A 25,416-nucleotide genomic window follows, 5' to 3' on the forward strand; every position below is an offset into this window, starting at 1 on the left:
GTGTCGGGCGGGAGGTGGCGGCCGTCGTGGTCGTGGGTCGGGTGGGTGTGGGCGTGGGCGAGTTGGCGCTGAGCCGCGGTGGCCGGGGCGCGGTTGGCCGTGGACCCATGCCCTCATGTCCCCATGTCCCCACGGCCCAATCCCTTGCCTCGCGACCCCATTCCCCCACGTTCGCTGCATTCCTGACGCATGGTCAGATACGGAGAGGTCAGGGAGCCGTGAAGTCCGCCGTGGTGAACGACACGTCGGGCTTTGAGGTGAGGCCTGACGGGCCGCCGGGGTGGACCGTCACCCTGTCGTGGGTGTGGCCGCGCCGGGTCAGCAGTACGAGGTCGGCATGGCCGTCGCCGTCGAAGTCGGTGAGGGCGAGGACCGTGGAGAGCGGGCGGCCGGGCCCGGGGAGGCGGGGCACCGTGAGGCGGCGCACGGTGGTGGACAGCCCGTCCGCGGAGCCGACGAGGAGGGCGGGGCGGGTGCCGCCTGTGACGAGGTCCGTGTAGCCGTCGCCGGTCACCTCGGCGGCGGCGAGGGTGGGCGTGCCGCCCGTCCCCGTGCGGAGCGGGCCGGGGCGACCGGCGACAGACAGCAGGCCGTCGGTGCCGGCGGTGGCGGGAGTCGGTCCCCGGCCGCCGGCGGAGAAGTGGCCGAAGACCGTGGCGTAACCGGGCGGGTAGGCGGCCGGCCCCGCGCGGACCGGGCCCCGGGGGCCGCCGAGCGCCAGACGGCTGCGGGCCCGGTGGCCGGGGGCGGCGGTGCGTACGAGGAGGTCGTCGGCGCCGTCGTGATCGAGGTCGACGGCGGACGAGAGGGGAGCCGCGGTGGCCAGGGCGGTTCCGGGGACGTTGATCGGTGCGCCGGCTGCCTTGGGGGCGCCGGTGCGGGTGAACGGGCCCCGGAGGTAGCTGATCCGGGGGCCGGAGGCGGTGACGGCCAGGTCCTCGGCGCCGTCCCCGTCGAAGTCGCCGCAGACCGGCTGGTCGGGCCATTCGTTGCCGAATCTGGCCCGGTCGGGGATGCGGAGCCGCACGGCGCGGCCGGCGCCGAGCCCGCGCGGTGAGCCGAAGAGGAGCTGGACGGGGACGGGCGGGCGGCCGATGCCGTCGTACGGCGGGTCCGTGGTGACGACGAGGTCGCTGAAGCCGTCCTGGTCGAGATCGCAGACGGTTTCGGCCTCGAAGGACGCGGGCACGGCCGAGCCGGTGCGCGCGGCGTTCCGGGCCGGAGTGAGCAATTCCCTGGTGGCCGGGGCGAGTCCGTGCGCGGAGCCGTAGACGATGCCGATGCCGGGGTCGTCGTCATGACCTTTGGCGGGCGCGAGCAGGCTGTCGACGACGAGGTCGGGATGGCCGTCCCCGTTGAAGTCATGGGCGGTCCGGCTGCTGTGGCCGGCGGGGACGGGGCGCGCGGCAGGGAGTGAGGAGGCACGGTGCCGGGCGGCGGGACGGCCGGCACCGGAGGAGGAGAGCGGGCCGCAGGAGCTGAGGAAAAGGGCGAGCGCGAGCCCGAGCCCCGCTGCCACGGCAGACCGTCCTCGCATGCCGTCCCCACCCCGTTCGTACCGCTGTCGTCGTGTCGTCATTCCCCGCCCCTGATGCTCCCCGGCGGCCCGGCCGCGCCGCAACGCCGGCTGCACAGCCTGTGGAAAACCCCGGCGGCCGGCCCCGTGCACCACGGGGCCGGCCGCCGGCAATGCTCGTCACCGTGCGGTTACTGCACCGGCTCCGGCTCGGGGGTGTCCTCGGACTCCTCGTCGCCCGCCGGGTCGACGGGGGTCTTGACGGAGTCCAGCAGCAGCTGGGCGACGTCGACGACCTGGATGGATTCCTTTGCCTTGCCGTCGTTCTTCTTGCCGTTGACCGAGTCGGTCAGCATGACGAGGCAGAAGGGGCAGGCCGTCGAGACGATGTCGGGGTTCAGCGACAGGGCCTCGTCGACGCGCTCGTTGTTGATGCGCTTGCCGATGCGCTCTTCCATCCACATCCGCGCACCGCCGGCGCCACAGCAGAAGCCGCGCTCCTTGTGGCGGTGCATTTCCTCGTTCCGCAGGCCCGGCACCTTGGCGATGATCTCGCGCGGCGGGGTGTAGACCTTGTTGTGGCGGCCCAGGTAGCAGGGGTCGTGGTAGGTGATCAGACCCTCTACCGGGGTGACGGGGACCAGCTTGCCCTCGTCGATGAGGTGCTGCAGCAGCTGGGTGTGGTGGATGACCTCGTACTCGCCGCCCAGCTGGGGGTACTCGTTCGCGATCGTGTTGAAGCAGTGCGGGCAGGTCGCGACGATCTTCTTCTTGGACGTCGGCTTCTTCGTCGACTCGTCCTCGCTGTCCTCGCCGAAGGCCATGTTCAGCATCTCGACGTTCTGCTGTCCGAGCTGCTGGAAGAGGAACTCGTTGCCCAGGCGGCGGGCGGAGTCACCGGTGCAGGCCTCGTCGCCGCCCATGATCGCGAACTTCACGCCCGCGATGTGCAGCAGCTCCGCGAAGGCCTTGGTGGTCTTCTTGGCGCGGTCCTCCAGGGCGCCGGCGCAGCCGACCCAGTAGAGGTAGTCGACCTCGGTGAGGTCCTCGACGTCCTTGCCGACGACGGGGATCTCGAAGTCGACCTCCTTGGTCCACGCGAGGCGCTGCTTCTTGGCCAGGCCCCAGGGGTTGCCCTTCTTCTCCAGGTTCTTCAGCATCGTGCCGGCCTCGCTGGGGAAGCTGGACTCGATCATGACCTGGTAGCGGCGCATGTCGACGATGTGGTCGATGTGCTCGATGTCGACCGGGCACTGCTCCACACAGGCGCCGCAGGTGGTGCAGGACCACAGCACGTCCGGGTCGATGACCCCGCCCTCTTCGAGGGTGCCGACCAGCGGGCGCTCGGCCTCCGCGAGGGCGGCGGCCGGGACGTCCTTCAGCTGCTCCTCGGTGGCCTTCTCCTCGCCCTCCATGGTCTTGCCGCCGCCGGCCAGCAGATACGGAGCCTTGGCGTGGGCGTGGTCGCGCAGCGCCATGATCAGCAGCTTCGGCGACAGCGGCTTGCCGGTGTTCCAGGCCGGGCACTGCGACTGGCAGCGACCGCACTCGGTGCAGGTGGAGAAGTCGAGGATGCCCTTCCAGGAGAAGTGCTCGATCTGCGAGACGCCGAACTGGTCGTCCTCGCCCGGATCCTCGAAGTCGATCGGCTTGCCCTCGCTGGTCATCGGCTGAAGCGCGCCCAGGGCCACGTCACCGGACGCCTCGCGCTTGAACCAGATGTTGGGGAAGGCCAGGAAGCGGTGCCAGGCGACGCCCATGTCGGTCTTGAGGGCGACCGTGATCATCCAGATGAAGGACGTCGCGATCTTGATCCCCGCGACGAGGTAGGTGATGTTCTGGATCGCGGTGAGGCTGAGCCCCTTGAAGGCCACGATCAGCGGGTACGAGGCGAAGAACCCGATCTCGAAGTGGTCCACGCCGTGCTGGACGCCCTCCAGGGCCCGCAGCGTCATGATGCACACGCCGACGATGAGGATGACGGCCTCGACGAAGTACGCCTGGCCGAAGTTGGAGCCGGTGAAGCGGGACTTGCGGCCCGCCTTGCCGGGCTTGCTCAGCTGGCGGATGACGATCAGGGTCACGATGCCCAGCGTGGTCGTCAGGCCGAGGAACTCGACGAAGATCTCGTACGGCAGCCAGTCGCCGATCACCGGGATCAGCCAGTCGGCCTGGAAGAGCTGGCCGATGGCGTTGACGATCGTCAGCAGCAGGGAGAAGAAGCCCACCGCCACGAACCAGTGCGCCACCCCGACGACGCCCCAGCGGTTCATCCGGGTGTGGCCGAGGAACTCCTTGACCACCGTGATCGTGCGTTGCTTGGGATCGTCCGTCCGGGTGCCGGCGGGCACCGGCTGACCGAGCCGCACGAAGCGGTAGATCTGCAGGAGGGCACGGCCGAACAGCGCGACGCCGACCGCGATTAGGACCAGCGACACGATGATCGCGGCGAGTTGCATGGGTGGCTCCTCGAACCTGCGAGAGCGGAAAACTGAGCGGAACTACTAAGCGGTAACTTTTCGGGTCTGCGCTGAGGTTACCCATTCTCCCGGGCGCCATGAAGCCGCCCGGCCGGTGATCTGCGTCGCGAAGGCAACCGTCTGCGGCCTTGTGCGCGTCCTCGTGGTGACGTGGTGACGATAAGCGCGATATAAAACTTGAGCGGCACCGACTCACCTCTGTTGACAGGCTTTCCTCGGTGCTGCACTGTTGAGCCTGTTCCACTCAAGTCAGCTGGAGGAATTGAAATGGCACGTGCGGTCGGCATCGACCTGGGCACGACGAACTCCGTCGTCAGTGTTCTCGAAGGCGGTGAGCCCACCGTCATCACCAACGCCGAGGGCGCCAGGACCACGCCGTCCGTCGTCGCCTTCGCCAAGAACGGCGAGGTGCTGGTCGGCGAGGTCGCGAAGCGCCAGGCGGTCACCAACGTCGACAGGACCATCCGGTCGGTCAAGCGCCACATGGGCACCGACTGGAAGATCGACATCGACGGCAAGGGCTTCAACCCGCAGCAGATGAGCGCCTTCATCCTGCAGAAGCTCAAGCGTGACGCCGAGGCGTACCTCGGGGAGAAGGTCGTGGACGCGGTCATCACCGTTCCGGCCTACTTCAACGACTCCGAGCGTCAGGCCACGAAGGAGGCCGGCGAGATCGCGGGCCTGAACGTCCTGCGTATCGTCAACGAGCCTACCGCTGCCGCCCTGGCCTACGGCCTGGAGAAGGACGACCAGACCATCCTGGTCTTCGACCTCGGTGGCGGTACCTTCGACGTCTCGCTGCTGGAGATCGGCGACGGTGTCGTCGAGGTGAAGGCCACCAACGGTGACAACCACCTCGGTGGTGACGACTGGGACCAGCGCGTCGTCGACTACCTGGTCAAGCAGTTCCAGAACGGCCACGGCGTCGACCTGGCCAAGGACAAGATGGCGCTCCAGCGCCTCCGCGAGGCCGCTGAGAAGGCGAAGATCGAGCTGTCGTCCTCCACCGAGACGACGATCAACCTTCCCTACATCACCGCGTCCGCCGAGGGCCCGCTGCACCTGGACGAGAAGCTCACCCGCTCGCAGTTCCAGCAGCTCACCTCGGACCTCCTGGACCGCTGCAAGACGCCGTTCCACAACGTCATCAAGGACGCGGGTATCAACCTGTCCGAGATCGACCACGTGGTCCTGGTCGGCGGCTCGACCCGTATGCCGGCCGTCGCCGAGCTCGTCAAGGAGCTGACCGGCGGCAAGGACGCCAACAAGGGCGTCAACCCGGACGAGGTCGTCGCCATCGGCGCCACCCTCCAGGCCGGTGTCCTCAAGGGTGAGGTCAAGGACGTCCTCCTGCTGGACGTCACCCCGCTGTCCCTCGGTATCGAGACCAAGGGCGGCATCATGACCAAGCTGATCGAGCGCAACACCACGATCCCGACCAAGCGCTCCGAGATCTTCACGACGGCCGAGGACAACCAGCCGTCCGTGCAGATCCAGGTCTACCAGGGCGAGCGCGAGATCGCGGCGTACAACAAGAAGCTCGGGATGTTCGAGCTGACCGGTCTGCCGCCGGCCCCCCGTGGGGTCCCGCAGATCGAGGTCTCCTTCGACATCGACGCCAACGGCATCATGCACGTGACCGCGAAGGACCTGGGCACGGGCAAGGAGCAGAAGATGACCGTCACCGGCGGCTCCTCGCTGCCGAAGGACGAGGTCGACCGGATGGTCCGCGACGCCGAGCACCACGCCGAGGAGGACCGCCGCAAGCGCGAGGCCGCCGAGACCCGCAACCAGGCCGAGCAGCTCGTCTACCAGACCGAGAAGTTCCTCAAGGACAACGAGGACAAGGTCCCCGGCGAGGTCAAGACCGAGGTCGAGGAGGCCGTCACTGAGCTGAAGGAGAAGCTCAAGGGCGAGGACACCGCGGAGATCCGCACGGCCACCGAGAAGGTCGCGGCCGTCTCCCAGAAGCTGGGCCAGGCCATGTACGCCGACGCCCAGGGTGCGCAGGCCGCCGAGGGTGCCGAGGGCGCCGCCGGTGAGCAGGCCAAGGCCGAGGACGACGTCGTGGACGCCGAGATCGTCGACGACGAGAAGCCGAAGAAGGATGGTGCCGCGTGACGGAGGAGACCCCGGGCTTCGACGAGAAGCCCGACGTCCCCTCTGACGCCGCTCCCGAAGACGCGGCGCAGGCCGAGTCCGCCGACAAGGCGGGCTCGGCCCCGGCCGGGGACGTAACCGACGTAGGGCTCCAGGCGCAGCTGGACCAGGTACGTACGGCGCTCAACGAGCGCACGGCGGACCTCCAGCGGCTCCAGGCGGAGTACCAGAACTACCGCCGTCGGGTGGAACGGGACCGGGTCACGGTCAAGGAGATCGCCGCGGCGAACCTCCTGTCCGAGCTCCTGCCCGTGCTCGACGACGTCGGCCGCGCCCGTGAGCACGGCGAACTGGTCGGCGGCTTCAAGTCGGTGGCCGAATCGCTGGAGACCGTGGTGGCCAAGCTGGGTCTGCAGCAGTTCGGCAAGGAGGGCGAGCCCTTCGACCCGACGATCCACGAGGCGCTGATGCACTCGTACGCACCGGATGTCACCGAGACGACGTGCGTGGCGATCCTGCAGCCCGGGTATCGCATCGGTGAACGAACGATCCGCCCCGCGCGGGTCGCCGTCGCCGAGCCGCAGCCGGGCACGCAGAGCGCCAAGTCCGGAGCCGATGACGACGCCAAGGGCGCCGCGGCTTCGGACGAGGAGAGCGGTGGCCCGGACGAGGGCTGACGTGAGCACAGACAAGAAGACCGCGCGGGAGGAGGGACGTCGGGGATGAGCACCAAGGACTTCGTCGAGAAGGACTACTACAAGGTCCTCGGCGTCCCGAAGGACGCCACCGAAGCGGAGATCAAGAAGGCGTACCGCAAGCTCGCCCGGGAGTACCACCCGGACGCCAACAAGGGCGACGCCAAGGCCGAGGAGCGCTTCAAGGAGATCTCCGAGGCGAACGACGTCCTGGGCGACAGCAAGCGCCGCAAGGAGTACGACGAGGCGCGCGCGCTGTTCGGCAACGGCGGGTTCCGGCCGGGCCCCGGCGGGGGCGGCGGCAACTTCAACTTCGACCTGGGCGACCTCTTCGGGGGCAGCCAGGGCCAGGGCGGCGGCGGCTTCGGCGGCGGCCTGGGCGATGTGTTCGGCGGCCTGTTCAACCGTGGTGGTGCCGGCACGCGCACCCATGCGCGCCGCGGCCAGGACATCGAGTCCGAGGTGACGCTCAGCTTCACCGAGGCGGTCGACGGGGCCACGGTCCCGCTGCGGATGTCCAGCCAGGCGCCGTGCAAGGCGTGTTCGGGCACCGGCGACAAAAACGGTACGCCCCGGGTCTGCCCGACCTGTGTGGGTACCGGCCAGGTCAGCCGGGGCACCGGCGGCGGGTTCTCGCTCACCGATCCGTGCGGCGACTGCAAGGGCCGGGGTCTGATCGCCCAGGACGCCTGCGAGGTCTGCAAGGGCAGCGGGCGCGCCACCAGTGCCCGCACGATGCAGGTCCGTATCCCCGCGGGCGTCTCCGACGGGCAGCGCATCCGGCTGCGCGGCAAGGGCGCTCCGGGCGAGCAGGGCGGTCCGGCCGGTGATCTGTATGTGGTCGTGCATGTCGACGCCCACCCGGTCTTCGGCCGCAAGGGCGACAACCTCACCGTCACGGTGCCGGTCACCTTCCCGGAGGCCGCCCTCGGCGGTGAGGTCAAGGTGCCGACGCTGGGCGGTCCGCCGGTGACGCTGAAGCTACCGGCCGGTACCCCCAACGGACGCACCATGCGAGCCCGCGGCAAGGGAGCGACCCGTAAGGACGGCACCCGCGGTGATCTGCTGGTCACCATCGAGGTGCTGGTCCCCGGTGATCTCAGCGACCAGGCCAAGGCATCGCTGGAGTCGTATCGCGAGGCGACCGCGGGGCCGGACCCGCGGGCGGAGCTGTTCCAGGCCGCGAAGGGAGCATGAGATGGACAGCCGGGGCGGGCAGCGTCGTAACCCGTATGAACTGACCGAAGAGTCGCCGGTGTACGTCATCTCCGTCGCGGCCCAGCTCTCCGGCCTGCATCCGCAGACCCTTCGGCAGTACGACCGGCTGGGGCTGGTCTCGCCCGACCGCACGGCCGGGCGGGGCCGCCGCTATTCGGCCCGGGACATCGAACTGCTCCGTACGGTGCAGCAGTTGTCCCAGGACGAGGGCATCAACCTCGCCGGCATCAAGCGCATCATCGAGCTGGAGAACCAGGTCGCGGCCCTGCAGCAGCGGGTCGCCGAGCTCCAGGGCGCCCTGGAGGGCGCGGCCAGCGCGATGCAGCAGCGGGAGGCGGCGGTGCACGCCTCCTACCGGCGCGATCTGGTGCCGTATCAGGATGTGCAGCAGACCAGCGCGCTGGTGGTCTGGCGGCCCAAGCGGTCCGAGTAGGGGGCCGGCCGGGCGGCCGCCCGGCGCAGGACGCGGCGAAGGGCCGGGGAAACCCGGCCCTTTTCGCTGTCCCGGGGCGTGGTCAGCAGCCGCCGTATCCCGCGGTCGGCATCGACAGCCGCCGGTGCACCTGCGACTTCATCGCCAGGGTGTAGACCGGCTCGTCGAGGTCCGCGGTCTCCAGCCGGACGCCGGCCGCGGCGCACCGGGCGCCGAATTCGTCGGCCCCGTCGATGGCGTTCTCCAGCGCCCGCCGGTTGGGCGTCACGAACACATCGACCAGGCCCTCTTCGACGTCCCGCCACAGCGCGCAGTGGTCGGCGCGCAGCTGGTGCAGGCTGAGGCGGCAGGCGAGGTGGTAGTCACGGGCCGCCGCCCACCGGGTGCACATGTCGTGCTGGCTGCGGTCGTCGACCAGGAACGGATCCTCGTCCAGCTCGGACAGCGGCATCAGGCAGGCGATCGCCGTGACTCGGACCGAGTTCATCGTGCCCTCCGGGGCGTGGCGACTGTGGGGGCGACGATACCCCTGCGGGCGGCCCGTGGTGGAGGGTTGTAGCGCTTGGATCAGGCCCGGCCCATGGCGCGGGTCACCGCGATCTCGATCATGATGCGGTCGGGGTTGGGCGCCGGCGTCCGCCCGTACCGCTCGGCGTAGCGGCGCACCGCGTCGGCCACCGACTCGGCGTCCGTACGCACCCGCGCCCGGCCCTCCAGCGTCGCCCAGCGCCCCTTGTCGACCTGGCAGACGGCCACCGTGGCACCGTCCGCCCCGGCGGCGAGGACGTTCTTGACCTTGGCGCTGTCCTTGCGGGTGATGATCCGCGCGATCCGCTGCCCGGCGTCATAGGTGACGCCCACGGGGACGACGTGCGGCGTGCCGTCCGGACGCAGGGTGGTGAGCGTCGGCATCAGGTACTCGCCCCAGAAGGCGAGGTACTCCGGGCTGAGGGCACTGAGGTCATGGGCCATGGGGGCAGGGTAGTTCGCGGCCCGGGGGGCAGCGGAAGCCCGGGTCAGACAGGACCCTGCTGAAGCAGTGCTCGTGCGTACCGTCCGTCGGCAGTGTCACAACGATCTCCCCCTCGATCAGCTCGGCTCGGAAGCCCGTGGGCGTATCCAAGGCCAGGAAGTAATCCAGGAGGGTCTCTTCGTCGGTGGGCAGAGGCGCGTGTGCCATAGCCGTCATGCTGCACCCCTTGTGGTCGAAGGCCAGTGTCGACGGGCGCCGCAGAGGGGGGCGGTGCGATCGCGCCCCGATTCCCTCGAACGAGCGAGCGAGAACCGGGTGAGGGGGCTCGCATACGCAGCCTTGAGTGGAATAGACTCAACTTATCGCACGTTGGTGTGTGCAGGATGTGCCGAAGTGGGTCCAGACTGGGCACTGAGGCCGGGCAGGACGAGTCGAGGAGGATCACGAGCACGTGGACGCCGAGCTGACCAACAAGAGCCGGGAGGCGCTGAGCGCCGCCAATGAGCGGGCGGTCACCGCCGGGCATGCGGACATGACGTCCGCCCATCTCCTGCTCGCGCTGCTGGCCGGGCAGGACAACGAGAACATCATGGACCTGCTGGCCGCCGTCGAGGCGGACGCCGCGGCGCTGCGCAACGGCGCCGACCGCCAGCTCGCCGCGCTGCCCAGCGTGCAGGGCTCGACGGTCGCGCCGCCGCAGCCGGACCGCGATCTGCTCTCCGCCATCGCGGACGCCACCCAGCGCGCCAAGGAGCTCGGTGACGCGTACGTCTCCACCGAGCATCTGCTGATCGGGATCGCCGCCAAGGGCGGGCGCACCGGCGAGCTGCTGGAGCAGCAGGGCGCCTCCGCCAAGAAGCTGCTGGCCGCCTTCGAGGCGAACCGCGGCGGGCAGCGGGTGACCAACGCCGACCCGGAGGGCACGTACAAGGCTCTGGAGAAGTTCGGTACGGACTTCACCGCGGCCGCCCGTGAGGGCAAGCTCGACCCGGTCATCGGCCGGGACCACGAGATCCGCCGCGTGGTGCAGGTGCTCTCCCGCCGTACGAAGAACAACCCGGTGCTGATCGGCGAGCCGGGCGTCGGCAAGACCGCCGTCGTCGAGGGGCTGGCGCAGCGGATCGTCAAGGGCGACGTGCCCGAGTCGCTGCGCAACAAGCGGCTGGTCGCGCTGGACCTCGGGGCGATGGTCGCGGGAGCCAAGTACCGCGGTGAGTTCGAGGAGCGGCTGAAGACCGTCCTGGCGGAGATCAAGTCCAGCGAGGGCCAGATCATCACCTTCATCGACGAGCTGCACACGGTCGTCGGCGCGGGCGCCGGCGGCGACTCGTCCATGGACGCGGGCAACATGCTCAAGCCGATGCTGGCCCGCGGTGAGCTGCGCATGGTCGGCGCGACCACGCTCGACGAGTACCGCGAGCGGATCGAGAAGGACCCGGCGCTGGAGCGGCGCTTCCAGCAGGTGCTGGTCGCCGAGCCGACCGTCGAGGACACGGTGGCCATTCTGCGCGGGCTCAAGGGCCGCTACGAGGCCCACCACAAGGTGCAGATCGCGGACTCCGCGTTGGTCGCCGCCGCGTCCCTCTCCGACCGCTACATCACCTCCCGCTTCCTGCCCGACAAGGCCATCGACCTGGTCGACGAGGCCGCCTCCCGGCTCCGGATGGAGATCGACTCCTCCCCCGTCGAGATCGACGAGCTCCAGCGCGCCGTCGACCGGCTCAAGATGGAGGAGCTGGCGCTCAGGAACGAGACCGACGCCGGCTCCGTCCAGCGCCTGGAGAAGCTGCGCAAGGACCTCGCCGACAAGGAGGAGGAGCTGCGCGGTCTGACCGCCCGGTGGGAGAAGGAGAAGCAGAGCCTCAACCGCGTCGGTGCCCTCAAGGAGAAGCTCGACGAGCTGCGCGGCCAGGCCGAGCGCGCCCAGCGCGACGGCGACTTCGACACCGCCTCCAAGCTGCTCTACGGCGAGATCCCGGGCGTGGAGCACGAGCTGGAGGAGGCGGCCGCCGCCGAGGCCGAGCAGGAGGCGTCCAAGGAGTCCATGGTCAAGGAGGAGGTCGGCCCCGACGACATCGCGGATGTGGTCGGCGCCTGGACCGGCATCCCGGCCGGCCGCCTGCTGGAGGGCGAGACCCAGAAGCTGCTGCGGATGGAGGAGGAGCTCGGCAAGCGGCTGATCGGCCAGACCGAGGCCGTACGGTCGGTCTCCGACGCCGTACGCCGCACCCGCGCCGGGATCGCCGACCCGGACCGCCCCACCGGTTCCTTCCTCTTCCTCGGCCCGACCGGCGTCGGCAAGACCGAGCTGGCCAAGGCGCTCGCGGACTTCCTCTTCGACGACGAGCGGGCGATGGTCCGGATCGACATGTCGGAGTACGGCGAGAAGCACAGCGTCGCGCGGCTGGTCGGCGCGCCGCCCGGCTACGTCGGCTACGAGGAGGGCGGCCAGCTCACGGAGGCGGTGCGCCGCCGTCCGTACTCCGTCGTGCTGCTGGACGAGGTGGAGAAGGCCCACCACGAGGTCTTCGACATCCTGCTGCAGGTCCTCGACGACGGGCGGCTCACGGACGGCCAGGGCCGCACGGTCGACTTCCGCAACACCATCCTCATCTTGACCTCCAACCTGGGCTCCGGCTTCCTGATGGACCCGCTGCTCAAGGAGGAGCAGAAGAAGGAGAAGGTGCTGGAGACGGTCCGGGCCTCCTTCCGGCCCGAGTTCCTCAACCGCCTGGACGACGTGGTGGTGTTCCATCCGCTCGGCACCGACCAGCTGCAGCGGATCGCCCGGATCCAGCTCGACCATCTGCAGCGCCGCCTCGGCGACCGCAGGCTGACGCTGGACGTCACCGACCGCGCCCTGACCTGGCTCGCCTGGCTCGGCCAGGAGCCGGTCCCCGACGCCCCCGCGCCGGACATGTCCTACGGCGCCCGCCCGCTGCGCCGCCTGGTCCAGACGGCCATCGGCGACCCGCTCGCGCGCGCCATCCTCGCCGGCGAGGTGCTCGACGGGGACACCGTGCGGGTGGACGTGGACGGCGACCAGTTGTCGGTGGGGTCCGTGGGGCAGGGCGCGGGCTGACCGGGGCGCTGCGGCCGTGGCACCCGGCGGGCGCGCGCCGGCCCGGGTGCCGGGCCGCACGGGCGGGGCGTACCGCCGGGCCGCACCGCAGGGCCGTCACGGCCGGTGGCCGCCCGACGGGCAACCGCGTGATCGTGTCCCTGCCCGACACCTTGCCCGCATCCACCTCGTCCCGGGTTGCCAGTACGGGGCGGATGTGGGGGAGGATGGCAGGGTCCATACGAAGGGAATTCCACGGTGAGCATCGACCCGTCCTCGATTCCGAATTTCGGGGGCCAGCCCGAACCCGAGCCGTCGGGGCCTGATGGTCCCGTCGTGCCAGACCAGGACCTGGTCAAGCAGCTCCTCGACCAGATGGAGCTGAAGTACGTCGTCGACGAGGAGGGTGACCTCGCCGCCCCGTGGGAGCAGTTCCGCACGTACTTCATGTTCCGGGGCGAGGAGGAGCAGCAGCTCTTCTCCGTTCGTACGTTCTACGACCGTCCCCACGGCATCGACGAAAAGTCGAAGCTGCTGGAGGCGATCGACGACTGGAACCGCCGGACGCTGTGGCCCAAGGCCTACACCCACACCCACGACGACGGCACGGTCCGTCTGATCGGTGAAGCATCGATGCTGATCGGCACCGGTGTCTCGCTCGAACACTTCGTGTCGAGCACGGTCAGCTGGGTTCGCGCCTCGATCGAATTCGACAAGTGGATCGTCGAGCAGCTCGGCCTGGAGGCCGAGATCGAAGGCGACTCCGACCAGAAGCCGGGTGACGACGAGGCCTGAGCCCCGTCCGTCCCACACCCACCCTGCTGCGCGGGCCCCGGAGCTTTGAGGCTCCGGGGCCCGCGTCTGTCTTGTGCTGCGGGGGGTGCCGCATGAGCAAGGAGTTCCGGGCCGACACCGGTCATATGGCGAAGGCGGCCAAGGATGCCCATGGGCATGCGGAGCGGGGGGGACGCAAGAACCTGCGGCGCCACAAGGACGAGCGGGACGCGGTTCACCTGAAGCTCGGCCAGCGGGTGCTGGGCGAGGACGACCTGCGAGACAAGCACAGCAAGCGCGTCGCGGAGCGCGTCGATGACCTCCGCCGGCAGGGGCACGGCCCGCAACGGCATCTCGATCCGACCGACGACATGCTGAAGGACCGGCTGGGAAAGCCGGCCGGGCCCGAGGACGCCAATGGCAATCCGCTCAAAGACGACGACGGTAATCCGCGTTACCACTACCAAGACGGCTATGTGCAGACCAAGGAGAAGATCGACCCGGCGCACGGTCCGAACGCCAAGGAGCGGTTGGGCGAAGATGCGTACATGGACGCGGAGGACATGAATCGCAAGCACAAGTGCGATTCTTTCTCCACTGCCTTCAACCGCGATCAGGGCGACGCATTCATGCATGCCGATCTCCATGGCTGTAGTCGGCTCGATCCGCATGACACGGAGAGGCAGTACATTCGGTTCCGGCCCAAGGATGCATGGGCCCCGGGAGTGACCATCACGAGCGCTTCCGCGGTTTTTATGTCGACCCGAAGAACCCGGTGGACCAGGCGAGCGGAAGCATTAATTACAAGCCGGTCGACTTTCGAGGAGCGGGACTCTTGGCGATCTATGATCCGGATGGCAAGGGCGGGCACAAACTGGTGACCATGTATCCGGAGCCAGAGAGGGACAAAAACACATGAGGTACCGCGGGGAAGGTATTCCGCACTTTGTGGCGGATCCGGATATCTGTACCTTCTTTGAGGTTGCGCTCGGTGTCGAATGGATTGACGACATCGACAAGATGAAGGGGAAGGCGAAGCGAGACACGCCGTTCGCCCGGCATCTACACGAGGCATTGGAGTATCTGCTCCGTGAACGCCCGGTCACGGCGGAGCAATGGGGCCAGCTGACCCACGTCTTCTTTGGACGTAACGGCGGCCCGGTGCGCCACCGGGCCATGCGAAGACGATCCCCGCTCACGCCACCCACCTTCACGGACGGAGTCCCACCCCCATGTCGATCCGCGACGAGCTGCCGCCCCGCACCGGCCCGTGGGCGAGCCGTTTCGACACCGAGGAGGCCATGGTCCAAGCGGACGACGCCTTGCGTGAGGCGGCGCTGAAGAATCACGACCTCTCCCCGATTCTGCCGTTCGAGGCCGTTTACGGAGAGGGAGAGAAGTGCCTGGGGAAGGCCACGGCGATCACCATCGATCCCCGGCGGCCGTACAGCCCCAGCGGTGAAGTGAACTACGTCTACGCGGACTTCTCGACGCGCGGCCTGCTGTACGGGGTATATCGCCCCGCTCAGGAACTGGAGAACGAGGACGGGCCGGAGAACGACGCCGACCTGCGGAACACCACGCTCTACCCGTACCCGGGCGGCTACGAGGAGATGGACCCGGTCACCGCCCCGCTGGCCGACCTGGGGCTGGACGTACCCGGCATCGACCGCCGCTTTCTGCATTTCTGTGCGGGAATTCTCGGGGTCGAGGCGGTCGACGATCTCGGCATGCTGCGGGGGACTTTCGATGCGGCCTGGCCCGATTACCAGGACACGATTCGCGCGGGGCTCATGCACCTCGTGACGAACGAGCCGCTGACGGTGGAGCAGTGGTTCGGGCTGACCTATGTGCGCTTCCCCGACCAGCGGGAGCTGCGGGCCTATCTCGCGCAGGTCTATGCCTACCTCTTCGAGGATTTCGAGGCCATGCCGCTCGCTCCGCAGTGAGTCGGCGGGGAGGCGTGCTGCCCCGGCCGTGACGACCGCCGGGGCCCTGGCCGGCGGCCGTCAGAGACGCTTCAAGCGGTCTGCCGCCTCCTGGAGTACCTCGGGGCTCTTGCAGAACGCGAACCGCACGAAGGGCGCTCCCACCTCCTTGTGGTCGTAGAAGACGGCGTTGGGGATGGCGACGACGCCGGCGCGTTCGGGGAGGGCGCGGCAGAAGGCGAAGCCGTCGTCGTGGCCGAGGGGGCGGATGTCGGTGGTGATGAAGTAGGTGCCGGAGGGGCGGTAGACGCGGAAGCCGGCCTCGGACAGTCCGTGGGCCAGGACGTCGCGCTTGGCCCGCAGGTCGTCCCGCAGCCCGGTGAAGTAGTCGTCAGGGAGGGCGAGCGCCTCGGCGACGGCGTACTGGAAGGGGCCGGCGGAGACATAGGTGAGGAACTGCTTCGCCGAGCGGACGGCGTTGATCAGCTCCGGGGGCGCGGTGGCCCAGCCGACCTTCCAGCCGGTGAAGGAGAAGGTCTTGCCGGCCGAACCGATGGTGACGGTGCGTTCGCGCATGCCGGGGAACGAGGCGAGCGGCAGATGCGCGCCCTCGAACACCAGGTGCTCGTAGACCTCGTCGGTGATGACGAGGAGATCGCGCTCGACGGCGAGGCGGGCGATCTCGGTGAGTTCCTCGGGGGACAGGACCGTGCCGGTGGGGTTGTGCGGGGTGTTCAGGAGGATGAGGCGGGTGCGGTCGGTGACGGCGTCGCGCAGCTCGTCGAGGTCGAGGCGGTAGGCGCCGGCCTCCGGGTCCGGGCGCAGGGTCACCGGGACGCGCCGGCCGCCCGCCATCGCGATGCACGCGGCGTACGAGTCGTAGTACGGCTCCAGCGCGATGACCTCGTCGCCCGGCTCCAGCAGTGCCAGCAGCGCGGCGGCGATGGCTTCGGTGGCGCCCGCGGTGACCAGGACCTCGGTGTCGGGGTCGTAGGACAGGCCGCGGTGTCCGTAGAAGCGCTCCTGGTGGGCGGCGACGGCGGTGCGCAGTTCCGGGATGCCGGGGCCGGGCGGGTACTGGTTGCCGCGGCCGTCGCGCAGGGCGCGCACCGCGGCCTCCCTGACCTCTTCCGGCCCGTCGGCGTCGGGGAAGCCCTGGCCGAGGTTGATGGAGCCGGTCCGTACGGCGAGTGCCGACATTTCGGCGAAGATCGTGGTGCCGAATTCGGCGAGGCGGCGGTTGAGCAGCGGTCGGTCCATGCCCGCCATCCTCCGTCGAACCTCTGGAGTTCCTCAACTGTGCTTTGAGACCGCGCGGCCGGGGCATCAGCCCCGCACGAAGGACAGTGACGGCCGTCGACGAGGACGGCCACCGGCGCGGGACGGCGCCGGAACGGCGCACAGGGCGCCGGACGGAGCGGATGCGCCCCCACTGCCTGAAGGGCGTGGGAGGTGCCCCACGCTTCGGGGGAACGAAAGGAGTGTGAGGCACATGGGAATCGTGATGTTCCTCGTGATCTGCGCGGCGGTCATCGGGCTGGTGGCCCTGTTTGCGCGCAGCGGCGCCGGGCGGGGAGGTGGCTCCGGCGGTGCGGCCGCCGGAAGCTGGTGGGCCGGCGGTGACGGGGGCTCGGGCGGCGGGCACCACGGACACGGCGGGGGCCACCACGGCGGGTGCGGCGGCGGCCACTCCTGCGGGGGTGGTGGCTGCGGTGGCGGTGGTGGCTGCGGTGGCGGAGGCGGCGGTTCCTGACCCGCCGGCGGGCCGCTCACACCGCACTATGCGGGTGGCTCATTGCTACCGCATATGCGCACGGCGGGCGTGGAGGGAAACCTCAACGCCCGCCTTACGTATGGGTGTTGAACAACTGAACTGCAAGGCCCCCGAGCGGATGTAAACCCGGGGGGAGATGGGTAAAAGCGCTGTGGGCGACCGGACTTTCATGATTCCCTCTTCATCAGAGAATCCCCCACGTTCTCCGATCCCGCGTGGGCACGAGCCGGCAGGCAGTCGTACATTCCTGATCCTTCTTGGGCGGGCCGGCCCACCATTCCACTGCGTGCTTGCGGAGCCGACCCATGCTCACCACTTTGACGACGGCGTACACCGATACCCGTGCATCCGACCTGGCCTGGGCGCTGGGCAGGGAACCCCTGCCCGCGCTCGCCGTACTCGACCTCCAACTCCACGGCGTGCAGCTGCAGTTGAGGCTGCTCGGCGCCTCTCACCAGGTGCTTCTTGAGGAGGAGCGCGGCACGTGCTCCGAAACGGTCGCCTGTATGCCGGGCAGCAGCACACCGCTGCCGCTCGGTGTGGCGAAGCGGCTGGGGGAGTGGGAGTACGAGTTCGCCGCCCATGTGGAGAACCTCTCGCGCGGCTCGTTCGCCGGGCGGGCGCAGGAGCTGCTGGCGCTGGTGGCCGAGCATCCGCACGGCCTCGCCGGTACGTTCCCCGGCTCGCCGCACGCCTTCACGGCGATGCTGGCGCAGTGTCAGCAGGGGCAGGTGCGCTGGCGGACCTGGCACGCGTATCCGCAGGAGGGCCGCTTGGTGGCCACCCGTACCCGCGTGGGCGTACGTGCGGCGGTCGCGGCGGTCTAGCGGGAGCCGGGCGAAAGTGACCGGTCCGGTCGACAGGAGGGTGTGGGGGCGTGGGCGGTGCGAGGAGCGCGAGGGTGCTGCGCCGGGGGCGTGGCGGTCCGGGTCGGGGGCGTGGAGGTCCGGCGGGGCGCGAAGGATGGCGTGCGCGCGGTGTGTGCGGTGCGGGTGCCCCTACGGTGCCCTGTGCGGCGCCCCGGCCTCAACTCCCGTGCGGGGCCCGCAGACTGTACTCGTGTGGGTGACGGAGAGCCACGGAACCGTCACGTAACGTTCACGCATGATCGACCCGCCAGAGCCCGCTCCCACCGGAGTCGTCGGGCCGCCGGAGGACCTGACACCGGCGCGGCTGCCCGTGCCGGCCGGCCTCGGCCGGCTGCTCGTCCTCGGCGTCGTCTTCGTCTGCGCCGCCTGCGGTCTGGTCTATGAGCTGGAACTCGTCGCCCTGGCCACGTACTTGGTGGGCGACTCCGTCACCCAGGCATCGGTCGTGCTGTCCGTCATGGTCTTCGCGATGGGCGTCGGTGCGCTGCTCGCCAAGCGGCTGCGGTGCCGGGCCGCGGTCGGCTTCGGGGCGGTCGAGGCGGGCCTTGCGCTGGTCGGCGGCGCCTCCGCGATGGCGCTGTACGCGTGCTTCGCGTGGTTCGGCCAGTCCCGTTCCGCGCTCGTCGGCTTCTCCCTGGCCATCGGCATCCTGATCGGCGCCGAGGTGCCGCTGCTGATGACGCTGATCCAGCGGGTGCGCCGGCAGGACGCGGGCGGTGCGGTCGCCGACCTCTTCGCCGCGGACTATGTCGGTGCGCTCGTCGGCGGCCTGGCCTTTCCCTTCCTCCTGCTGCCGAGCTTCGGCCAGCTGACCGGCGCCCTGCTCACCGGCGGCGTCAACGCGGTGGCCGGCGGGGTGCTGGTGCTGTGGCTCTTCCGCCGCGATCTGACCGCCCGCGCGCGCTGGGCGCTGCTCGGCGCCAATGTCCTGGTCCTCGCGCTGCTGGCCACGGGCATGGTGCTGGCCACGCCGTTCGAACGGGCCGCCCGGCAGGCGGTGTACGGCTCCTCGGCGCGGGTGGCGGTGCAGACCGGCATCCAGGAGGTGGTGATGACCGGCGGCACGGGTGACGGAGCCGGTGGAGGGCGGGGGAGGAAAGGTTCCGGCGGGCCGCTTGCGCTGTATCTGGACGGCCGGCTGCGGGTCAGCGCGGAGACCGAGTACCGCTACCACCAGGCGCTGGTGCATCCGGCGATGGCGGGCGGCCCGCACCACCGGGTGCTGGTCCTCGGCGGCGGTGACGGTCTCGCGGTGCGCGAGATCCTCCGCTATCACTCGGTCCGCTCGGTGACCGTCGTCGAACTCGACCCGGGTGTCCTGCATTTGGCGCGGACCGACCCCGGCCTCTCCCGGCTCAACCGGCACTCGCTCAGCGATCCGCGGGTGACGGTGGTGACCGAGGACGCCTTCGACTGGCTGCGGGAGCAGGGGATGCGCGGCGGCGGCCGGCGGCCGGCCCCGTACGACGTCATCGTCTCCGATCTGCCCGACCCCGGGATCGCCGCGAGCACCAAGCTCTACTCCCAGGAGTTCTACGGCCTCGCGGCGCGGATGCTGGCCGAGGACGGGCGGCTGGTGGTGCACGCCGGGCCGCCGGTCGAGCGGGCGCGGCTGTATTGGACGGTGGAGGCGACCGTCCGCTCGGTGGGCCTGGCGACCGTGCCGTACCGCCTGCCCGGCCGGCCCGCGTCCTTCTACGGAGGCCCGGACCGCGCGGCGCACCCCCTGCCGCTGGTGGACGCGGAGGTGCCCGCCGCCGCGCCCTCGGCCGGCCGGGGCCGCTACTGGGGCTTCGTCCTGGCCGCGCGGCACCGCCCGCGGTTCGGCCTGGCGCCCGACGCACCCCCGCTGGGGGGCCTGGGCCGGGAGGAACTGGAGGCCGGCCGGCGCGGGGTGGCCCGGGGCCGGATACCGGGACTGCCGGCGTCGACGCTGATACATCCGCGCTATCTGGGGTGAGCTGATGCGTCCGCGCTCTCTGGACCGAGCGGGCGCCCACCGGATCCGGGGGGCGCCTCCGGGCGATGCGCCGTGGTGGCGGGAGTGTGCGGGTGCGGGCCGGTGCGCGGAAAACCTTGCGTGGGCGGGCACGGGTGCGGGCACGCTGGGTAGGCTCCCATGTCATGGAGCATGAGGTGTACGTTCCGTTTCCCGTCGGGACCGTGCGGCAGGCGCTCACCGAGCCCGAGCGGGTGGCGCGCTGTGTCCCAGGAGTCCAGCTCGATGCCGAGGCGGTCCCCCGGCGCCCGGAGGGACGGCTGCGGCTACGTATCGGAAGCTCCACCATCACCTACCGCGGCTCGCTGACGGTCGCCGCCGCGGACGTCGAGCCCGGTGACGACGCCGCGGCCGTGGTGGCCGTCGAGGCGAAGGGCGCCGAGTCGCGCGGGGACGGGGCGGCGGTGCTGTCCCTGACCCTGCGGCTGTTCCCGGCCACCGAGCCCGGTCCCGGTACGCGACTGGTCTGCTCCGGCACGGTCCACAGCGACGGCCGGCTCGCCGAGGCCACCGACCAGTCCGCGGCGGCCGCCGGCCGCCGGCTGCTGGACCGCTTCGCGGAGCACCTGACGGAGGATCTGCGGCAGCGGCCGGGGGCGGAGGCGTCCGGGGAAGACGGTCAGGCCGGTCCGGTGCCCGGGGTGTCCGACGCCGAGGTGCTGCCGCCGTCCTTGGACCCGCTCAGTGACGAGGACGCCCTCGGGACGGCGGACATCGGTGAGGTGGCCGGTGCCGAGGACCTCGATGCCGTCGAGGACCTCGATGTGGACGACGCGGCGGACGCCTTCCACGCCGCGCACGAGGCGCGCCCCGAGCACGCGTACGGCCATGACGAGGACGGGATCGCCCCCGCCGAGGCCGCGCACGCCCGCCGGACGATGATCGGGCGCAGCGCGGAGGAGGTCGACCACGCCCCGCCGCGCGGGCGGTACGCCCCGGTGCCGGCGCCGGAGCCGAACGCCACCTCGATGACGCTGCGCTGGGCGGCGCCCGCCGCCGCGGTCGTGCTGGCGTCCGCCGTGGTCGTCGGCCGGGTGCTGCGCCGACGCCGCTGACCTTGCCGTTCGCGGTCGGTGGCGGGCGGTGGCAGGCGGAGTGAGCGCAGCGAGCGCAGTGCATCTGACGCCGTGCGCTGATCCACCAGGGATGACGGGACAGCCCTTAGGGTCGCTTCCGTGAGTACCGACAACACCACGCAGAGCGCAGCGCGGACCGAGGCGCCGGAGGGCGTACGGCTGGCCGCCGGAGACGCCGAAGTGATCGTCCGGCCGGACCACGGCTGCCGGATCGCCGGCCTTCGCGTCGGCGGTACGGAGCTGCTGCGGCAGGGCGACCATTACGGCTGCTTCCCGATGGTTCCGTGGTGCGGCAGGCTCGATCACGGGCAGTTCCGCAGCGGTGTCGCCCTCGGGTCGGGGGCGCACGGCGGCGGTGAACTGCACCAGATGCCGCTCAATGCCGCACCGCACGCCATCCACGGCACCGGCCGCAACCTCCGCTGGCGGACGGCGCGTTCGAGCGCCACGGAGGCGGTCTTCACCTATGAGCTCACCGACCCGGCGGCCCCCTGGCCGTACCCGGGGCGGGTCACCCAGCTCGTCGAACTCGCCGAGGACGGCGGCTCGCTCACCCTGACCATGGGCATCGAGACGATCGATGACTCCTTCCCCGCCCAGGCCGGCTGGCACCCCTGGTTCCGGCGGAACCTGGGGGAGGGCGGCGAGGACGTCCGCCTCGACTTCGCCCCCGAGTGGCAGGAGGAGCGGGGCGAGGACCACCTCCCGACCGGCCGGCGGATCCCGCCGGCGCCGGGCCCCTGGGACGACTGCTTCGGTATGCCGCGGGGGGTCGACGCCACGCTCACCTGGCCGGGCCGGCTGCAGCTGAAGATCACCAGCCGTGCCGAGTGGGTCGTGGTCTACGACGAGCAGGAGGCCGCGGTCTGTGTCGAGCCGCAGACCGGGCCGCCGAACGGCCTCAACACCATGCCGCGCCTGGTCACCCCCATCGATCCCCTGGAGATCTCCATGACCTGGAGCTGGCGGAGCCTGTCCGGGGAGACCGCATAAGCTCGTGCGCATGAGTGACGACGTGCGCGGCGCGCTGCTGCAGCAGATCAAGGACAAGGCCGTGGTGCACGGCAAGGTGACGCTTTCCTCCGGCAAGGAGGCCGACTACTACATCGACCTGCGCCGGATCACCCTGGACGGCGAGGCCGCGCCGCTGGTCGGTCAGCTGATGCTGGACCTGACCGCCGAGCTGGACTACGACGCGGTCGGTGGGCTCACGCTCGGCGCCGACCCGGTCGCGACCTCGATGCTGCACGCCTCCGCCGCGCGCGGCCGGCGGCTGGACTCCTTCGTCGTCCGCAAGGCGCAGAAGGCGCACGGTATGCAGCGCCGTATCGAGGGCCCGGACATCACGGGCCGCCGGGTCCTGGTCGTCGAGGACACCTCCACGACCGGCGGCTCGCCGCTGACCGCCGTCGAGGCGGCGCGGGAGGCGGGCGCCGAGGTCGTCGCGGTGGCGACGATCGTGGACCGGGGCGCCGCGTCGGCCATCGCCGAGGCCGGTCTGCCGTACCTCACCGGCTACCAGCTCGGTGACCTCGGCCTGGGCTGAGGTCCGGCCGAGCCCGCTCCGGCGTGCGTAACGGCTCTGAACTGCGGCTTTGCCGAGGGGCGGCTGGTTTCACGTGAAACCGGCCGCCCACTGTGCGAGACGGCCGGGCAGGCGATGCGGCCCGATGGGCCTCGTCTGGGAAGATGTGCTCGGCGAAGTCCTCGCCCCCTGGTCAGGGCCAAGAACGCACACCCACACACAAGGAGCGGACAGATGCCCATCGCAACCCCCGAGGTCTACAACGAGATGCTGGACCGGGCCAAGGCAGGAAAGTTCGCCTACCCGGCCATCAACGTCACGTCGACGCAGACGCTGCACGCCGCGCTGCGTGGCTTCGCCGAGGCCGAGAGCGACGGCATCATCCAGATCTCCACCGGTGGTGCGGAGTTCCTGGGCGGCCAGTACAAGAAGGACATGGTGACCGGCGCGGTCGCGCTCGCCGAGTTCGCGCACGTCGTGGCCGACAAGTACGACGTCACCGTCGCGCTGCACACCGACCACTGCCCCAAGGACAAGCTCGACGGCTACGTACGCCCGCTGCTGGACATCTCCGCGGAGCGCGTGGCCAAGGGGCAGAACCCGCTCTTCCAGTCCCACATGTGGGACGGCTCGGCCGAGAACCTGGCCGAGAACCTGGCCATCGGCCAGGAGCTGCTCGCCAAGGCCGCCGCCGCCAAGATCATTCTTGAGGTCGAGATCACCCCGACCGGTGGCGAGGAGGACGGCGTCACCCACGAGATCAACGACGAGCTCTACACCACGGTCGACGACGCGCTGCGCACCGCCGAGGCGCTCGGCCTGGGCGAGAAGGGCCGCTACCTGCTCGCCGCCTCCTTCGGCAACGTCCACGGCGTCTACAAGCCGGGCAACGTCGTGCTCCGCCCCGAGCTGCTGAAGGACCTCCAGGAGGGCGTCGGCGCCAAGTACGGCAAGTCCGCCCCGTTCGACTTCGTCTTCCACGGCGGCTCCGGCTCCACCGAGCAGGAGATCGCCACCGCGCTGGAGAACGGCGTGGTCAAGATGAACCTGGACACCGACACCCAGTACGCCTTCTCCCGCCCGGTTGCGGACCACATGTTCCGCAACTACGACGGTGTGCTGAAGGTCGACGGCGAGGTCGGCAACAAGAAGACCTACGACCCGCGCAGCTGGGGCAAGCTGGCCGAGGCCGGCATGGCCAAGCGCGTCACCGAGGCCTGCACCCACCTGCGCTCCGCCGGCACCAAGATCAAGTAGCCCGTCCCCTACGGGTCCGAGGGCCCCGCGTCTCCGGGAGAGATGCGGGGTCTTCGCCGTGCAGAGCGCCCTGCCGCCGGGCAAGCTCGCGGTATGAGTGCACGGCAGGAGTCCACGGCCCCCGGCGGCGTCCGGTTGACCTCGGCACAGGGCCGGTGGGTGCTGGCGACGGCCGTGCTGGGGTCCGGCATGGCGATGCTCGACAGCACCGTCGTCAATGTCGCCCTGCCCAGGATCGGCGAGGATCTCAACGCCGATCTGGCCGTGCTCCAGTGGACGGTCACCGCCTACATGCTCACCCTCTCCTCGCTGATCCTGCTGGGCGGTGCGCTCGGCGACCGGTTCGGCCGGCGCCGGGTGTTCGTGATCGGTGTGGTGTGGTTCGCCGCGGCCTCGCTGCTGTGCGGGCTCGCGCCGCATGCCGGGGTGCTGATCGCGGCCCGGGCGCTGCAGGGCGTCGGCGGTGCGCTGCTCACCCCCGGCTCGCTGGCGCTGATCCAGGCCGTCTTCCACCCCGACGACCGGGCGCGGGCGGTCGGCGCCTGGTCCGGGCTCGGCGGGGTGGCCGCGGCCGTCGGCCCGTTCATCGGCGGCTGGCTGGTGGACGGCGCCGGCTGGCGCTGGGTGTTCTTCCTGAACGTGCCGTTGGCGGTGGTGTGCGTGGCCGTGGCGCTGCGGCACGTACCGGAGACCCGGGAGCGGGACGCCCGCGAGCGGCGTGGCTTCGACGTACCGGGCGCGGTGCTGGGGGCGCTGGCGCTGGCCGGGGTGACCTATGCGCTGATCGCCGCGCCGGGTGGGGGCGCGTCGCCGGGGGTGATCCTGCCCGCCGTCATCGGGGTGCTGCTCGGGGTGCTCTTCCTCCGTGTCGAACGGCGGAGCCCGGATCCGATGCTGCCGCCCGCCATCTTCGGGATCCGGCTGTTCTCCGCGGTCAACGTGGTGACCGTGTGCGTGTACGCCGCCTTCGGCGGGTTCTTCTTCCTGGTCGTGCTCCAGCTCCAGGTCGTGGTGGGCTACTCCGCGCTGCAGGCCGGCACGGCGCTGCTGCCCACCACCGTGCTGATGCTGCTGCTGTCCGCCCGCTCCGGGGCGCTGGGGCAGCGCATCGGGCCCCGGATCCCGCTCACCGTCGGGCCGCTGCTGTGTGCCGCGGGGATGCTGCTGATGACGCGGGCGGGCCGCGGCGCCTCATACCCCACCGACGTGCTGCCCGCGCTGGTGGTGCTGGGCGCGGGGATGGTGACCCTGGTCGCTCCGCTCACCTCGACCGTACTGGCGTCGGTGGACGTGGACCGGGCGGGCCTGGCCAGCGGCATCAACAACGCCGCGGCCCGGGCCGCGAGCCTGATGGCGGTCGCCGCGCTGCCGCTGCTGGCGGGCTTCGGCCCCGAGGCCTACCGCTCGGCGGACGAGTTCGGGGCGGCCTTCCGGCGGGCGATGCCGCTGTGTGCCGGGATCCTGGTGGTCGGCGGGCTGATCGCCTGGCTGACGGTGCGCACCCCGGCGCTGCGGGCCGCCGAGCCCGCCCCCGCGGAGCGGTGTCACCCGGAGTGCGTCTACCACTGCGGGGTGAGTGCACCGCCGCTGGACCCTGGCGAGGCCCGGGCGCTGGAGGCGGAGCGGCCACCGGCCGGCGGCGAGGGGCCGCCGGGCGGGAGCAACAGCCGGTGAGGGGCCGCCGGGCGGGAGCGGCCACCGGGCGGGAGCGGCAGCCGGTGAGCCGCCGCGGACCCCC

The 25,416-nt window shown here is 70.7% G+C and carries 21 protein-coding genes and 1 pseudogene; 16 read left to right on the plus strand and 6 right to left on the minus strand.

Going from position 1 to position 25,416, the window contains the following annotated elements:
* Positions 1 to 208 precede the first annotated feature (208 nt).
* Both EST54_RS13370 and EST54_RS13375 read right to left on the minus strand, forming a co-directional pair.
* Entirely contained in the window at positions 209 to 1,537 is a 1,329-nt protein-coding gene (locus EST54_RS13370) for an FG-GAP repeat domain-containing protein (protein ID WP_129247830.1), read from the minus strand.
* Positions 1,538 to 1,707: 170 nt separating this feature from the next.
* Positions 1,708 to 3,975: a (Fe-S)-binding protein gene (locus EST54_RS13375; RefSeq protein ID WP_129247831.1), complete on the minus strand. Its 2,268-nt coding sequence runs from the start codon at positions 3,973 to 3,975 to the stop codon at positions 1,708 to 1,710.
* Between the two features lie 288 nt (positions 3,976 to 4,263).
* Between EST54_RS13375 and dnaK the strand changes: the two genes are divergently transcribed.
* Genes dnaK through EST54_RS13395 form a run of 4 tightly spaced genes read left to right on the plus strand, consistent with a single transcriptional unit; the run spans position 4,264 to position 8,442 of the window.
* Entirely contained in the window at positions 4,264 to 6,117 is a 1,854-nt protein-coding gene (gene dnaK, locus EST54_RS13380) for a molecular chaperone DnaK (RefSeq protein WP_129247832.1), read from the plus strand.
* Positions 6,114 to 6,773 carry a nucleotide exchange factor GrpE gene (gene grpE, locus EST54_RS13385; protein ID WP_129247833.1) on the plus strand — a complete coding sequence of 220 codons (660 nt, stop codon included), beginning with the start codon at positions 6,114 to 6,116 and terminating at the stop codon, positions 6,771 to 6,773. Before dnaK ends, grpE begins: the two co-directional genes overlap by 4 nt.
* A 45-nt stretch (positions 6,774 to 6,818) precedes the next feature.
* Positions 6,819 to 7,988 (plus strand): molecular chaperone DnaJ, encoded by a 1,170-nt coding sequence (gene dnaJ / locus EST54_RS13390; protein WP_129247834.1) that lies wholly within the window; start codon positions 6,819 to 6,821, stop codon positions 7,986 to 7,988.
* A 1-nt stretch (position 7,989) separates the two neighbouring features.
* Positions 7,990 to 8,442, plus strand: coding sequence for a heat shock protein transcriptional repressor HspR (locus EST54_RS13395; protein WP_006604632.1), 453 nt, complete (start codon positions 7,990 to 7,992; stop codon positions 8,440 to 8,442).
* An 82-nt stretch (positions 8,443 to 8,524) separates the two neighbouring features.
* Here the strand turns inward: EST54_RS13395 and EST54_RS13400 are convergent, their stop codons facing one another.
* The 3 genes and pseudogenes from EST54_RS13400 to EST54_RS35385 form a co-directional block, all read right to left on the minus strand.
* Positions 8,525 to 8,929 (minus strand): hypothetical protein, encoded by a 405-nt coding sequence (locus tag EST54_RS13400; RefSeq protein ID WP_129247835.1) that lies wholly within the window; start codon positions 8,927 to 8,929, stop codon positions 8,525 to 8,527.
* 80 nt (positions 8,930 to 9,009) lie between these two features.
* Positions 9,010 to 9,414, minus strand: coding sequence for a pyridoxamine 5'-phosphate oxidase family protein (locus tag EST54_RS13405; RefSeq protein WP_006604634.1), 405 nt, complete (start codon positions 9,412 to 9,414; stop codon positions 9,010 to 9,012).
* 49 nt (positions 9,415 to 9,463) lie between these two features.
* Positions 9,464 to 9,631, minus strand: a pseudogene (locus EST54_RS35385) (Uma2 family endonuclease); the annotation flags it as partial.
* A 235-nt stretch (positions 9,632 to 9,866) separates the two neighbouring features.
* Between EST54_RS35385 and clpB the strand changes: the two are divergent.
* From clpB to EST54_RS13435, 4 genes are all read left to right on the plus strand, one after another.
* Positions 9,867 to 12,497, plus strand: a complete 2,631-nt coding sequence (clpB, locus tag EST54_RS13415; protein ID WP_129247836.1) for an ATP-dependent chaperone ClpB — start codon at positions 9,867 to 9,869, stop codon at positions 12,495 to 12,497.
* Positions 12,498 to 12,734: 237 nt separating this feature from the next.
* On the plus strand, positions 12,735 to 13,271 hold the full coding sequence (locus EST54_RS13420; protein ID WP_129247837.1) for a YbjN domain-containing protein: 537 nt from the start codon (positions 12,735 to 12,737) through the stop codon (positions 13,269 to 13,271).
* Positions 13,272 to 13,363: 92 nt separating this feature from the next.
* Positions 13,364 to 14,131, plus strand: coding sequence for a hypothetical protein (locus tag EST54_RS13425; protein WP_129247838.1), 768 nt, complete (start codon positions 13,364 to 13,366; stop codon positions 14,129 to 14,131).
* A 351-nt stretch (positions 14,132 to 14,482) separates the two neighbouring features.
* Positions 14,483 to 15,199 carry a hypothetical protein gene (locus EST54_RS13435; protein WP_129247839.1) on the plus strand — a complete coding sequence of 239 codons (717 nt, stop codon included), beginning with the start codon at positions 14,483 to 14,485 and terminating at the stop codon, positions 15,197 to 15,199.
* A gap of 60 nt (positions 15,200 to 15,259) precedes the next feature.
* On the opposite strand, the gene EST54_RS13440 is transcribed toward EST54_RS13435, so the two are convergent.
* Positions 15,260 to 16,438 carry a pyridoxal phosphate-dependent aminotransferase gene (locus tag EST54_RS13440; RefSeq protein WP_129247840.1) on the minus strand — a complete coding sequence of 393 codons (1,179 nt, stop codon included), beginning with the start codon at positions 16,436 to 16,438 and terminating at the stop codon, positions 15,260 to 15,262.
* Positions 16,439 to 16,670: 232 nt separating this feature from the next.
* Between EST54_RS13440 and EST54_RS34250 the strand changes: the two genes are divergently transcribed.
* The 8 genes from EST54_RS34250 to EST54_RS13480 all read left to right on the plus strand — a co-directional run bounded on the left by EST54_RS34250 (position 16,671) and on the right by EST54_RS13480 (position 25,352).
* Positions 16,671 to 16,931, plus strand: a complete 261-nt coding sequence (locus EST54_RS34250; protein WP_161989281.1) for a hypothetical protein — start codon at positions 16,671 to 16,673, stop codon at positions 16,929 to 16,931.
* A 326-nt stretch (positions 16,932 to 17,257) separates the two neighbouring features.
* On the plus strand, positions 17,258 to 17,779 hold the full coding sequence (locus tag EST54_RS13450; protein WP_129247841.1) for a DUF2617 family protein: 522 nt from the start codon (positions 17,258 to 17,260) through the stop codon (positions 17,777 to 17,779).
* Between the two features lie 277 nt (positions 17,780 to 18,056).
* Complete coding sequence (locus EST54_RS13455) at positions 18,057 to 19,781, plus strand: polyamine aminopropyltransferase (RefSeq protein WP_129247842.1); 1,725 nt, start codon at positions 18,057 to 18,059, stop codon at positions 19,779 to 19,781.
* Between the two features lie 164 nt (positions 19,782 to 19,945).
* Positions 19,946 to 20,875, plus strand: coding sequence for an SRPBCC domain-containing protein (locus tag EST54_RS13460; protein WP_129247843.1), 930 nt, complete (start codon positions 19,946 to 19,948; stop codon positions 20,873 to 20,875).
* Positions 20,876 to 20,995: 120 nt separating this feature from the next.
* Positions 20,996 to 21,889: an aldose epimerase family protein gene (locus EST54_RS13465; protein ID WP_129247844.1), complete on the plus strand. Its 894-nt coding sequence runs from the start codon at positions 20,996 to 20,998 to the stop codon at positions 21,887 to 21,889.
* A gap of 10 nt (positions 21,890 to 21,899) precedes the next feature.
* Positions 21,900 to 22,442, plus strand: a complete 543-nt coding sequence (gene pyrE / locus EST54_RS13470) for an orotate phosphoribosyltransferase (protein ID WP_006604647.1) — start codon at positions 21,900 to 21,902, stop codon at positions 22,440 to 22,442.
* A gap of 213 nt (positions 22,443 to 22,655) precedes the next feature.
* Complete coding sequence (gene fbaA, locus EST54_RS13475; RefSeq protein ID WP_129247845.1) at positions 22,656 to 23,678, plus strand: class II fructose-bisphosphate aldolase; 1,023 nt, start codon at positions 22,656 to 22,658, stop codon at positions 23,676 to 23,678.
* 93 nt (positions 23,679 to 23,771) lie between these two features.
* Positions 23,772 to 25,352 (plus strand): MFS transporter, encoded by a 1,581-nt coding sequence (locus EST54_RS13480; protein ID WP_129247846.1) that lies wholly within the window; start codon positions 23,772 to 23,774, stop codon positions 25,350 to 25,352.
* The last annotated feature ends 64 nt before the right edge of the window (positions 25,353 to 25,416 follow it).

Source organism: Streptomyces sioyaensis (genome assembly GCF_004122735.1).
Lineage (GTDB): Bacteria > Actinomycetota > Actinomycetes > Streptomycetales > Streptomycetaceae > Streptomyces > Streptomyces sioyaensis.